Raw genomic sequence first — 13,691 nt, 5'->3', positions numbered from 1 at the left:
TTTGCGTGGATTATATTTGTCACGCAAAAGTAATTTATTATTTATATTTAATCTTAATAAATGGGTGGTGTTTTAAGAAAATCTTAAGCAAGCTAAATATGTGACTTGTTTTATTGAGGAAATTAATTCGAGATTCTTAAACTGGTTTGTAAAACAAAAAAATAATAATTAATTAACGCAACAAAGTTTCATTAATTAGTAAAAAGTATCTTAATTTACAAGATATTCAAAACAATCCATACATGAACAGGCGTAGATTTTTAAAAGGCACTACAGTATTAACAGGACTTTTTACCCTTAGTCCTTCGGTTATTCTTTCCAATGATTTAGAAGCGATAGCTAAAAAAGGCAAAAAAGCAAAAAATATAATCTTTCTGATAAGCGACGGAATGAGTTCTGGAACGCTTCAAATGGCGAATCTGTATTCTCAGAACATTTTAGGAAAAAATGGAAACTGGATGAATCTGTATGCCGAAAATAAAGTTTCAAGAGCTTTAATGGATACTGCATCGGCAAGTTCAGCAGTAACCGATTCGGCTGCCGCAAGTTCTTCTTTTGGAGGTGGGCATCGAGTTAAAAACGGTGTTTTGAATATTGGGCCAAATGGTGAAAAATACCTTCCGATATGGCAGAAATTTAAAAATGCAGGTAAAAAAGCGGGCTGTGTTACTACAGTAACGATAACACATGCTACTCCGGCTGGTTTTTGTGTCAACTCAGACAGCAGAAATGCCGAAAACGAAATTGCAGAAATGTACGCAGATCTGGGATTGGATGTTATGATGGGTGGTGGCGATGAGTTTTTTAATGCTTCAAAAAGAGAAGACAAAAAAGACATTTATAAAATTTATGAGCAGAAAGGCTATCAGGTTTTAAAAGAAAAATCAGATTTAGAAAGTATTAAAAAAGGACAGAAGACGTTAGGTGTTTTTGCTTCTGGTGCGCTTCCATATACCATTGACAAAAACAATATCGCTGAATTGCAAAATACGCCAACTCTGGCAGAAATGAGTGCTGCAGCAATCAATCAGATGAAAGATAACGAAAATGGTTTTGTTCTGATGATTGAAGGAGGAAAGGTAGACTGGGCAGCGCATGCCAATGATATTGCGGCTCTAATACACGATCAGCTGGCTTTTGATGAAGCAGTAAAAACAGCTATTGATTTTGCAGAAAAAGATAAAGAGACTTTAGTGATCATCACAACCGATCACGGTAATGCAAATCCGGGACTTATATACGGAAAAGAAGCAGTAGAAAATTTCAACAGCATTGCCAATTACAAATACACAAACGAATATATATTAAACGCTATTCATGCCGATTTTAATCTGCAGCAAATAAAAGACTGGATTTACCAAACCAATAAAATCAGCCTTACGGATGAAGAAGCTAAACATCTGTTAAGCTTCTATTCTGGGCTTGAAAAACAGGAAACAGGGCTTTACAATTATAAAAAACTGCCTTTTAAGGCCTATTCAGAAATTCAGAAAAAACACAATAATGTGGGTTGGATCAGTATGGATCATTCAGGAGATTATGTAGAACTGGCCATGTATGGTCCGGGTAGTGAACTTTTGAAACCTTTTGTACAAAACATAGAATTACATAATTTAATGCTTAATGCGACTGGAGTTATGGCTTAAGAATGGTGTATTTGAAGGCAAAATGTTCTGTAAAATAATTAAATATAGTTTAGCGCTATTATTAACATAAGTTTAAAAGGTACATTCTTTTAAATCCCAGCATTTTGGTGTACATTGTTTCATATTAAAGCAATGAAAAAATATAATTATGAAAGCAGTACGTTATTTTGGACATAAAGATGTGAGAGTTGTGAATGATTTAGAAAAACCAGTTCCTAAAGGAGATGAGGTTTTGTTAAAAATTGGCGGAGCAGGAGTTTGTCATTCTGATTTGCATATCATAGACGAAGGAACAGTTGGAGATCTTACGTTCACCCTTGGACATGAAAATGCAGGCTGGATTGAAGCTGTCGGAGACACTGTAAAAGATTACAAAAAAGGGGATGCCGTACTGGTTTATGGACCATGGGGATGCGGACATTGCAAACCCTGCCAGCAGTCAAAAGAGAATTACTGTGACCATCAAAGCGAATTAGGTTATGGCGGCGGACTTGGACTAAACGGTGGAATGGCCGAATATATGCTGGTACCATCCTCAAGATTATTAGTGCCTATTTTTGATTTAGACCCTGTAATTGCGGCACCATTGACGGATGCTGCATTAACGCCCTATTCAGCTATTAAAAGATCACTTCCTAAACTTATGCCAGATGAATATGTAGTAGTTATAGGAGTAGGCGGACTTGGACACGTGGCGATTCAGATTTTAAGAGAAACTTCGGGTGCTGCTATAATTGCTTGCGACGTAACAGAAGAAAAGCTGGCATTTGCTAAAGAATTAGGTGCTGCTTATACGGTTAATTCAAAAGATGCAGATGCTGCAGAACAAATTTTAAAAATTACAGGTCTGAAAAAAGCTAAAGTGATCCTGGATTTCGTTGGAGCTACACCAACCATTGAACTAGGAACAAAAGTTGTTGGAATGGATGGTGATCTTACCATTGTTGGTTTAGGAGGTGGCTATTATCAATACAGCATGAATGGACTGCCTTTTGGAGTTACCATGACTAATCCGTATTGGGGATCTCGTACCGAATTGATGGAAGTTGTAGGACTGGCAAGACAGAAAAAAATCCATATCGAAATTGAAAAGTTTAATTTGGAGCAGGCAAATGAAGTCTATGATAGAATGCGTAATGGACAAATCAAAGGACGAGCTGTTCTGGTTCCATAAATGTTCAGATTAAATTAATATAAATAGTATAGAAGGCGTCATTAAAAATGATGCCTTTTTTCTTTCTGATTTTTAAGGTTTATAATGCTGCTGTTTTTCAAATAACTAATTAAAATTTAATTCAAAAATGTTGTACATTTATATAAGTTCTATTGTGTTTTTTTTCATAAATAAATTATTCTATCTGTAGCATAAGTATGAAAATAGTAGCCGTTTCCAAAAGGTTTTTGAGTTCTTTTAAAGAAAGAAAAGGAATTTCTTTTTTACGTGAAAATGATAAAATTATCAGACAGTTTATACTCACCATTTTTTTTATAGGAGTTGGAATCTGGTTTATCAAACATGAAAATTCAGAATTAAAAGAGGTAAATAATGTATTGGCAGATACCAAAAGTTTTTGGGTTGTATGCGGTATTGCACTTGCAGCCTTTTATATTGTGCTTCAGGCATTAATGTATTTTGCTTCTTTTAAAGCAGTTCAGAGCGAAATTTCCTTTAAACAGGCCGTTATTCTCTTTCTTAAACGAAATTTCGTGAGTGTTTTTTTGCCCGCAGGCGGCATTTCTTCTTTAGCATTTTTTACCAAACCTATTGAAAAGAGCGGTGTTAAACCTACTCAAATTCATTTTGCTTCTCTGATATATGGTTTTGTAGGGATTCTTTCGGTGATTATTGTAGCCATACCGGCTTTGATTTATTCATTGTTTCAGGGAACTGTAGGATCTGGAGAATGGTACGCTTTTACAGCAATTGTGGGATTAAGCATTCTTGTTTTTTTTATTTACAATTCGATTATCGCGAAAGGAGCTATTTATCGTTTGATATTAAAGTTTTCTCCTTCAGCAGAAATATTTATTGATGATTTCAGAAACAACAAAATAATTAAAAGGAAGTTCCTGCAGGTTGTTTTTTATTCTGTGCTTATTGAGTTTGTTGGAATTGCACATTTATACGTGGCAATGATTGCACTGGGATTTGCTCCTTCATTAGCAGCAGCTGCAATGGGATATATTATTTCAGTTATATTTTTGATTGTTTCTCCTTTTCTTCGAGGATTTGGAGCCATCGAAATTTCAATGAGTTTTATACTTATTCAGTATGGATTTGAAAATGTCAACGCTATAGCGATTACTTTTTTGTATCGTTTTTTTGAATTTTGGATTCCGTTATTGGCAGGTGCATCACTTTTTCTATTCAGTGCAAACAAACTATTAATGCGAGTTGTGCCTTCTTTTCTACTTTTCATTTTAGGATTGATAAATATAGTATCGGTGCTGACTCCTGCAATTTCAGAACGTCTGCATGTCTTAGAAAATGTTATTCCTATTTCGGCCATTAAAGTGTCAAATTATTTTGTGATAACTGCTGGTTTATTTATGCTCGTAAATGCCGCTTTTATGCTCAAAGGATTGCGTACTGCGTGGTGGTTTGCAGTTTTCTTGACTGGAATTTCTATTATTGGAAATCTTACTAAAGCAATTGATTATGAAGAAGCTTCAATTGCCTTGTTAGTTCTTCTTACTTTGATTTTTACACGAAAAGAATATTATATAAAGAGCAATTCACATTTGCAAAGTATTGGCTTAAAAACGGTTTTAATCAGCATTGCAGCGGTGTTGGTATACAGTATTTTAGGTTTTTATTTTCTGGATAAAAAACATTTTAATATTGATTTTAATTGGCTTGAATCGATTCGATACGGAATGCAGAATTATTTTTTAATCGGAAGTTCTGATTTAGTGCCTTTAGATCGTTTTGCGAGACGCTTTTTACTCTCTATAAATATCTGCGGATTTGTGTCGTTAGGATTTTTAATTTTTGCATTGATCCGCCCTTATACAGTCAAGAAGCAAGTGGTTGAAGATGATTTTGTAACAGCTGATGAACTTGTAAAACAGTACGGGAACTCTTCTCTAGATTATTTTAAAACTTACGATGATAAACTTATCTATATTACAGCAGATAAGAAGTCTTTTCTAGCCTATCGCGTAACCGATAATTTTGCTGTTGTTCTAGAAAATCCTGTTGCAGCATCAAATGAAGAAATGAAACAATGCATCATAGAATTTGATGCTTATTGTTACGAAAACGGATTAAGAAGCATTTATTATCGGGTTCCAGAAGAAAGTCTGGCTTTGTTTCATTCACTGCATAAAAAAAGTTTATTTATAGGTCAGGAAGGAGTAGTAGACCTCAATACATTTACTTTAGAAGGTGGCGCTAAAAAATCACTTCGTAACGCCATAAGCAAAGTAAGAGAAAAAGGATTTACAGCGACAATTCATAATGCGCCTATTAAGGATGGATTGCTGCAGAAAATAAAAGCAGTAAGCGATGAATGGCTTGTTAATACAGGAAGACGTGAAATCATTTTTTCGCAGGGAAGATTTGATTGGGAAGAACTCAAACAGCAGACCATTATCACAGTCGAAAGTGCCGAAGAAAAGATTGTCGCTTTTATAAATGTAATTCCGGATTATGCCAATGGTGAAGGAACTTACGATTTGATCAGAAAAACAAATGATGCGCCCAATGGTATTATGGATTTTATTCTTTTGGAACTTTTTACGTACTTGAAATCTCAGGGCTGTACCTCAGTAAATTTAGGACTGGCAGCGATGAGCGGAATAGAAGAGGCAGAAACTTTTCCAGAAAAATCGATGAAGTTTGCTTACGAACGAATTAAATTCTTTTCGCATTATAAAGGCCTTCGAGATTTTAAGGAAAAATTTTCTCCAATATGGTACAATAAATATTTAGTGTATTCTCATGATTATGATCTGCTTCAGGCTCCATTAGTTTTAAATAAAGTGGTAAAACCATAATTAAAAACTGTGAAAAATATGAATGCAAAGCAGTTAAATTGGGCTAAGATGACAGCTGTATTTTGTATTATAGTTTGCATTGCTGATTTTATGATATTGTTTGTATTAGGAAATTATTATCCTGGATATAGTCAGTTAACAAATACGATGAGTTCTTTGGGAGCCTCGATAAGCCCTGTTTCCAATATAATTTCTTTGTGGTGGATAGCTATCGGAATTGTGTTTGTCTTTTTCGGATTTCAGTTTAGAAAAGCCTTTGACAATAATGCTAAAAATGTAAAAATTGCTTCAGGGTTGATTATGTTGTACGGATTGGGAGAAGGAATAGGCTCTGGTGTTTTTAAAGCCGATAGAATAGGAGGGGAAATGACCAGTTCTTTTATTGTGCATGATATAGCTGGCTCTATTGGTCTTTTGGCAGCATTGCTATTACCGTTGTTTATGCACAAGGTAATTTCAAGAAAAGAGAATCCGTTTTTTTATGGATTGTCATGGATTGTTTTTGTTACAGGAATCATAACCATGCTGTTGTTTACTATTCGTTTTTCTTCAGATGAAACCAGCCTTATTATACATTTTAAAGGATTGTGGCAACGATTGTTTCTGTTGAATCTCTATGTTTATTTTATCGCAATTTCCATTATAATGTATCATAAAAAATGTAGAATTTAATTTCATAATGCTAAAAAGTAATTAAGATGAACAAAATTGTAATTCTCACGCTTTCTATTTTTATTTCTTGTTTCGAGGCATTTGCATCAGCAGCCGATACTATCACAGTTGGAGCATTTGGTAAAGTCACTATCTATAAACCTAAGACAGCTCCAAATGCTGTAGTATTGTTTGTTTCGGGTGACGGAGGCTGGAACAGTGGTGTTGTAGACATGGCGAAAAATATTGTCGATCAGGGTGCATTAGTAGCAGGAATTGATATTCAGCATTATTTTAAAGCCATCAAAAAACAAAAAGTCAAATGTTATTATCCAGCCGGAGATTTTGAAGAGCTGAGCATGATTTTGCAGAAAAAGCTAAAAATGAACCAGTATCTAAAACCCATATTAGTTGGTTATTCTTCAGGCGCAACTCTTGTATACGGAATGCTGGCTCAGGCTCCTGCAAACACTTTCAGCGGAGCTATTGCTTTAGGATTTTGCCCAGACATAGAAACCGACAAAACATTGTGTGATGGAACTGGATTAACTTCTCATGTCTTAAAGGAAGGGAAGGCATATTATTTGGAGAAAACAGAAAAATTAACAGCTCCTTTTATTGTATTACAAGGAACTACAGACCAAGTTTGTAATTATGCCGATACAAAAAAATATATGGATGGACTAAAACAAGGAAAATTAATATCATTATCCAAAGTAGGGCATGGATTCTCAGTTACCAAAAACTGGTTGCCTCAGTTCATTGAAGCTTACAAGGAAGTCTTAAGTATGCCTAATTATGCAAAAAAACAATTGGAGCAGAATTCGTTATTAAAACAACAGCATCTTGCACCGCTTCCATTTGAAATGCCTTTAACTTTAATTCCGACTAAAAATAAGGACGAAAATTCGCCTGTAGCGTTTTTAATCTCGGGTGACGGAGGATGGACAAGCTTTGATCAGTCTTTTGGTGAAGCTCTGGCAGAAAAGGGAATTCCTGTAATAGCGCTCGATGCACAAAAATATTTTTGGAACGCCAAAACCCCATCAGAAACCGCCAATGCAATAGCAAAAGCAACAGAACATTATATGCAGCAATGGAATAAAAAGACCTTTGTACTAGTTGGTTATTCGTTTGGTGCTTCGGTTGTTCCTTTTGCAGCTGCTAATTTTCCAGAATCATTAAAAGAAAAATTAAAAGGTGTTTACGCTTTTTCTCCAGATGTAAAAGCTGATTTTGAAATTCATATTGCTGATATGCTGAGTTTAGAAAGTTCTAAGGATAATTATGATGTAATTTCAGAAATGAAGAAAATCAAAGCCTACAATCCCGTTTGTTTTTTTGGAAGCGAAGAAGATTCCGAAACCCGCAATCGTTTCTCAGAATCTGGTATTAAGACTATTGAAATACCTGGTTCACATCATTTCAATAATGACTATAATAAACTGGCAGAGAGCATTCTCAAAGAAATTAAATAAAAAATTGAAAAAAAAAAGCTCTAAATCACTGATTTAGAGCTTTTTTACGACTTATTTGCTTAAATGTCTTTAAACCAAACAGATTTATTTATAATTATAGAGCATCCCAAGACGCACTTGGATAATAAATAGAGCTTGTAACAGGAGCTTTCCAATATTCTTGGCTGCCTCCGCGGAATGTATGAAGGCTCACAGCATTAATATTACGTTTAGAGTCATTTGTTACCCAGCGAATTTTTTGATTTAATATTTCTGTTCCATTTACATAATATTTCACGTATCCATCAGTATTTGAACCCGTATTCATTTTAACCGATATTTGACAATTGTACGTTACGTTCTCTTGTATGTAGTATTTTTTTCCGAAATCATTACCATATTGTCCAGGCTGATCTCTGTAATAAACATAAGGCTGCAGATAAGCGCCGCTTCCTTTAGCACTGTTTGATCCATTTGGACAATACCACATAAATCTTGCACTACCGCCGTTTCCGTCCCATCCCGGATCACCGCCGGTATTTTGGTCGCCAATTAAGATACCGTAACCGCATTTACCGCCTCTGCTCCAGTAAAATCCAGAGTTAAATCTCATTTGGAACCAAACAGTATAAACTCCCGTTGACCAGACACCATAAGATGTACACAAACCGCCGGGACATGATAAGGTATTTGTCTGTAAAGTAATAGTTCTAGCTCCGGTACTGCCTTTTGCAGTGATGCCAGTTGATACAGCATCTTTTTCGGAAGTTTGCGATACGTCCTTGTCCGTATTTTCGAAAGCTTCTTTGTTAATGCTATATGTTTCATTCAAATCTTGTTCTTTTTCGCAGGAACTAAACGCCAGCACTGCGATAAATACTAAACTGGTAACTTTTAAGATTTTTTTCATTTTTTGAAATTTTAAGGTTAATGAATTGATAGTTAGTGAATAATAGATTAGTGGTTGCATCATTCACTGTGTAAAATTCATTAATTAAAATTTTTAGAGGGAGTAATTAAGTCCGTTTTTACGTACACAAAAATTCAGGTAATGTATTTTGTGTATATTTTTTAGAGTTTGAAAATAATTCCCTTTTAAGAAAGACACAAAAGGACAATGTATAATAATTTGAAAGATTTAGCTTGCTATATAATCTGTTTTCTAATTATTATAATAAAGAGATTCTTTTTAACCTGTTGGGTGAAATTGTAGTTTTTCTATTTTATCACATCAGCATAGATATAAATCTGCCTAAATCTGCCTAAATCTGTTTTAATCTTTCTAAATCTGCGTGAAAAATTAATGCTCAAAAGTATTTCACGCTCCTGATACCCATCTGGATTAAAGGATTTCTGTAAATCAAATTAGATTTTAATTTTTGAATGAAGTTATTTTATTCTATTTCACCCAACGAGTTCTTTTTATTAAATTTATATAATGTAATACCATATTATATAAATTAAAACTTTTTCCCAAGAGTAAAATATTTTTTAGAGCCAATAGTAAGCTTATAAGTAATTGTAGTTATAATGAGAGTTGTAAATAGATTTTGTCTATTACGGAAGTATTATTTGTGATTCACACTCTTAATTTTCTCTTTCATTAGTTTGTAATTTAGTAAAAAATAAAAAATTCAAATATGGACAATCAATCTAATGACATCAGCAAATGCCCTTTTCATAATGGGAGCATGGACAAGCAGGCAGCTTCAGGCACAAAGAATCGTGACTGGTGGCCAAAACAGTTAAAGGTAAATATCCTGAGGCAGAATTCATTATTATCAAATCCGTTGGATAAGGATTTTGATTATGCAGAAGCTTTTAAAAGCCTCGATCTTGAAGCAGTGAAAAAAGACCTACATGCTCTTATGACTGATTCACAAGATTGGTGGCCTGCAGATTTTGGACACTATGGAGGTCTTTTTATCCGAATGGCTTGGCATAGTGCAGGAACTTACAGAGTACACGACGGACGAGGCGGTGCAGGAGCAGGACAACAGCGTTTTGCACCTCTTAACAGCTGGCCTGATAATGTGAGCCTTGATAAAGCAAGAAGATTGCTTTGGCCTATAAAACAAAAATACGGACAAAAAATTTCTTGGGCTGACTTAATGATCTTAACGGGAAATGTTGCCTTGGAATCAATGGGATTTAAAACATTTGGTTTTGCGGGAGGACGAGCCGATGTATGGGAAGCAGATGAATCTGTTTACTGGGGATCTGAAACGGCATGGCTTGGAGGTGACGAACGTTATAAAGATGGCTCTGATGGCGTTCCTAAAGATCATGGAGTAGTTTCATCAGATGATGATCCAGACGGTAAAATTCATAGCCGAAATCTTGAGAAACCGCTAGCAGCAGTTCAGATGGGACTTATATACGTAAACCCTGAAGGACCTGATGGAAATCCTGACCCTATTGCTGCGGCGAAAGATATAAGAGATACTTTTGGTCGTATGGCTATGGACGACGAAGAAACGGTAGCATTAATTGCCGGTGGTCATACTTTTGGAAAAACACACGGTGCAGCTTCTTCAGACCATGTGCAGGAAGAACCAGAAGCAGCTGGTTTAGAATTGCAAGGATTTGGATGGAAAAATAGTTACGGTTCTGGAAAAGGAGCAGATGCTATTACAAGCGGACTTGAAGTAACTTGGACAAAAACACCAACACAATGGAGTAATAACTTTTTTGAAAACTTATTTGCTTTTGAGTGGGAGCTTTCTAAAAGTCCTGCCGGTGCACATCAATGGGTAGCGAAAAATGCAGAACCAATTATTCCAGATGCTTTTGACGCTAATAAAAAACATTTGCCAACAATGCTTACTACAGATTTATCTTTAAGATTAGATCCTGCGTATGAGAAAATATCGCGTCGCTTTTTAGAAAATCCGGACCAATTTGCAGATGCCTTTGCTAGAGCATGGTTTAAATTGACGCATCGTGATATGGGGCCGCGTGCACGTTACCTAGGACCTGATGTACCGGAAGAGGTATTGTTATGGCAAGATCCTATTCCAGCAGTAAATCATACCATGATAAACGAACAGGATGCGGCACAACTAAAAGATAAAATAGTAAATTCAGGATTAAGTGTGTCACAGTTAGTTGCTACAGCATGGGCTTCGGCTTCTACTTTTAGAGGATCGGATAAACGAGGTGGCGCAAATGGCGCCCGTATTAGACTTGCTCCTCAGAAAGACTGGGAAGTAAATAATCCTGCAGCATTAAAAACGGTTTTAGATAAATTAGAAAATATTCAGAGCGAATTTAATGCTGGACAAAGTGATGGTAAAAAAGTTTCATTGGCAGATTTAATTGTTTTGGCAGGAAGTGCTGGTATCGAAAAAGCGGCAAAAAATGCCGGAATTGCAGCAACAGTGCCTTTTACGCCTGGAAGAATGGATGCTTCTGCCGAGCAGACCGACGTAGAATCATTTGGATATCTAGAACCAAAAACAGATGGTTTTAGAAATTATAGAAAAACAAAATCGGTTGTAAAGACTGAAGAACTACTTATCGATAAAGCAAATTTATTGACTCTTACGGCTCCAGAATTAACCGTACTTTTAGGAGGACTTCGTGTACTCGATATTAATACAGATGGTTCTAAAAACGGTGTATTAACAAATCGACCAGGTCATTTGACAAATGATTTCTTTATAAACCTGTTAGATATGGACACGCAGTGGCAATCAGTTTCTAATGATAAAGAATTGTATACAGGAAACGACAGAAGTACAGGACAGCCTAAATGGATTGGAACACGTGCTGACCTTGTTTTTGGTTCAAATGCAGAGTTGAGAGCAATAGCAGAAGTTTATGCTTCAAGTGATGCCCATGAAAAATTTGTAAATGATTTTATTGCAGTTTGGACTAAAGTAATGAATCTGGATAGATTCGATTTAAAAGCATAATCCAACTGAGAAACATAAATTTTAAAAGACGCCCAGAAGGCGTCTTTTTTTATATATGAAAAATTAAATATTGGTTTTTATTCTTTGTAGTTCGGTTGGAGAGTGACCAAATTGTTTCTTAAATGCAAATGAAAAATGCGATAAATTTTCAAATCCAATTTCATAATAAACGTCAACTGGTTTTTTATTTTTTTCTATCAGTTGATAATAGGCCAATTCTAATCTTTTTTTGCTCAGCCAGCGCTGAGGTGTTTCATTAAAAGCTTTATGAAAATCTCTTTTGAATGTGGTCAAACTTCGTCCCGTTAAATAACCAAACTTTTCTAATGACATATTAAACATAAAATTCTTTTCCATAAAACCGATTAAATCAATTTTATGAGGTTCATCAAAGTTTGCTAAAATCGAATCAATGTCTCTATTAATTGTGGTAAGAATTGAAATGGCTTCATTGATTTTTAATGATGCAATGTTTTCAGGAAAGTTCTCCTGCATTTCAAAATACGGAATCAGAGAAGCCAGACAGCTTTCGAGCAGAGGATGTTTGTGAAAACTGAAAATTTTTGGTACCGTATTTTTGTATTTTATATTTTCCTGACCGTAAAATTCCCTAAGCCTTTTTGAAGATAAATGCATAGCAACAGCCTTGTGCGGCAGTCCGTCTTTAGGAATATTGATAATGGTTGCCAGCTGATTTCTAGGAATTAAAAAAGTACTTCCAGGACCAAATACAAAACTTTCATCTGCCTGAATGATTTTAGTTTCACCCGAAATTAACCACACGAGCAAATGATCATTAAATGCCGCTTCCGTTTTAAAGAGCTTTCCAGTATAATTAGAAAGTTTAATTTCAGGATTGATGTAATTTACTTGATAGTCCATAATGCTAGTGTGGTATAAAGATACAAATATTAGTTAAGATCAAGTTTGATTCCAGTCATCTCTTCACTTAATTTCCATAATTGTTTGGCATTTTTTTCGTCAAGCGAATAAGGTTTAATACCGCCTATAACAGCTGTATTTGAGTTTAAAGAGGCTATATCAACATTTTCGCAATAAACGCCTCCAATAGTAGCAAGCAATTTGCTGGTAGCAGCCCAAACCGTTGTCGCAGCGCCTTGTGGAATGGTTTTTAATGAAGCAGCAACTTCTGGCAGTATATTGCCTTCCGCATCGCAATAACCTAATTTTTGAAATAAGTCGATTGGTGCTTCTCTTGCCAACTCTGTTTCCCCAACTGCTCCCGGACACAAAGCATAACTACGTACCTTATGAGCTTTTGCTCTGTTGTCAAATTCCATAGAAAACAGATTAACAGCAGTTTTTGATTGTCCGTATCCCAGTAAAGTTTCATATTCTCGGTAAAAGAAATTGGGATCCTCAAAATTAAAATCAGAAAATTGATGGCCGCCAGAAGATACATTAACCACTCTTGCACCGTTTGCTTTTTTTAAAGCTGGCCATAATCTAGCCGTAAGCTGAAACAAAGCGAGATAATTGGTTGCCAATTGTGATTCAAATCCTCGATAATCTCTTCGCAATGGCACCCACATAATACCAGCGTTATTAATAAGTAAATGAAGCGGTTGGTTTGATCTCAGAAATCTTTCTGCGAAAGCATCAATAGAATCAGGCTGCATTAAATCCATTTTTTCTATAATTACATTTGCAATTCCGTTGAGGTTTCTTTTGGCTTTTTCTATGTCTCTTGCGGGTACAATTACAACTGCACCTGCGCCGGAAAGTGTTTTAACCGTTTCTAGACCTATCCCAGTATTACCGCCAGTTACAATAGCAGTTTTTCCTGTAAGATCAATTCCTTTTATCACTTCATTTGTTGTTGATTTGGCATTAAATCCAGAACCTGTTGGTTGCTGCAATGCTCCGTAATAATTATTCTGTTCCATTTTTTAAATTTTTAATTGTTATGATGAAGCAAAATTAGAGGGAATAAGAAACGGTAACTTTGTTTAAACGTCCTAAAAAGGTTTGTTTAAACGTCCATAATTGTAGATGAGTTT

At 35.3% G+C, this 13,691-nt stretch carries 9 protein-coding genes; 6 read left to right on the top strand and 3 right to left on the bottom strand.

Annotated elements, in window-relative coordinates; genetic code table 11:
• Positions 1-242: 242 nt before the first annotated feature.
• From ACFFLS_RS21280 to ACFFLS_RS21260, 5 genes are all read left to right on the top strand, one after another.
• A complete protein-coding gene (locus tag ACFFLS_RS21280) occupies positions 243-1,646 on the top strand; it encodes an alkaline phosphatase (RefSeq protein WP_379687275.1) in 1,404 nt (467 codons plus the stop codon).
• Between the two features lie 148 nt (positions 1,647-1,794).
• On the top strand, positions 1,795-2,820 hold the full coding sequence (locus ACFFLS_RS21275) for an NAD(P)-dependent alcohol dehydrogenase (protein ID WP_379687273.1): 1,026 nt from the start codon (positions 1,795-1,797) through the stop codon (positions 2,818-2,820).
• 197 nt (positions 2,821-3,017) lie between these two features.
• On the top strand, positions 3,018-5,645 hold the full coding sequence (mprF, locus tag ACFFLS_RS21270) for a bifunctional lysylphosphatidylglycerol flippase/synthetase MprF (RefSeq protein WP_379687271.1): 2,628 nt from the start codon (positions 3,018-3,020) through the stop codon (positions 5,643-5,645).
• A gap of 18 nt (positions 5,646-5,663) precedes the next feature.
• Positions 5,664-6,317: a DUF998 domain-containing protein gene (locus ACFFLS_RS21265; RefSeq protein ID WP_379687270.1), complete on the top strand. Its 654-nt coding sequence runs from the start codon at positions 5,664-5,666 to the stop codon at positions 6,315-6,317.
• Positions 6,318-6,343: 26 nt separating this feature from the next.
• A complete protein-coding gene (locus ACFFLS_RS21260; protein ID WP_379687269.1) occupies positions 6,344-7,774 on the top strand; it encodes an AcvB/VirJ family lysyl-phosphatidylglycerol hydrolase in 1,431 nt (476 codons plus the stop codon).
• Positions 7,775-7,868: 94 nt separating this feature from the next.
• On the opposite strand, the gene ACFFLS_RS21255 is transcribed toward ACFFLS_RS21260, so the two are convergent.
• Positions 7,869-8,663: a polysaccharide lyase gene (locus ACFFLS_RS21255; protein ID WP_379687267.1), complete on the bottom strand. Its 795-nt coding sequence runs from the start codon at positions 8,661-8,663 to the stop codon at positions 7,869-7,871.
• A gap of 730 nt (positions 8,664-9,393) precedes the next feature.
• Here ACFFLS_RS21255 and katG point away from each other — a divergent pair.
• The gene (katG, locus tag ACFFLS_RS21250) at positions 9,394-11,670 is read left to right on the top strand and encodes a catalase/peroxidase HPI (protein ID WP_379687265.1); all 2,277 of its coding nucleotides are present in this window, start codon (positions 9,394-9,396) and stop codon (positions 11,668-11,670) included.
• A gap of 63 nt (positions 11,671-11,733) precedes the next feature.
• On the opposite strand, the gene ACFFLS_RS21245 is transcribed toward katG, so the two are convergent.
• Both ACFFLS_RS21245 and ACFFLS_RS21240 read right to left on the bottom strand, forming a co-directional pair.
• Positions 11,734-12,552: a helix-turn-helix domain-containing protein gene (locus ACFFLS_RS21245; RefSeq protein ID WP_379687263.1), complete on the bottom strand. Its 819-nt coding sequence runs from the start codon at positions 12,550-12,552 to the stop codon at positions 11,734-11,736.
• 29 nt (positions 12,553-12,581) lie between these two features.
• Positions 12,582-13,577: an SDR family NAD(P)-dependent oxidoreductase gene (locus ACFFLS_RS21240; RefSeq protein ID WP_379687261.1), complete on the bottom strand. Its 996-nt coding sequence runs from the start codon at positions 13,575-13,577 to the stop codon at positions 12,582-12,584.
• Between the last annotated feature and the right edge of the window lie 114 nt (positions 13,578-13,691).

It is taken from the genome of Flavobacterium procerum, assembly GCF_042431625.1.
Classification (GTDB): Bacteria; Bacteroidota; Bacteroidia; order Flavobacteriales; family Flavobacteriaceae; genus Flavobacterium; species Flavobacterium procerum.
This window is presented reverse-complemented; position numbering and strand designations above follow the sequence as displayed.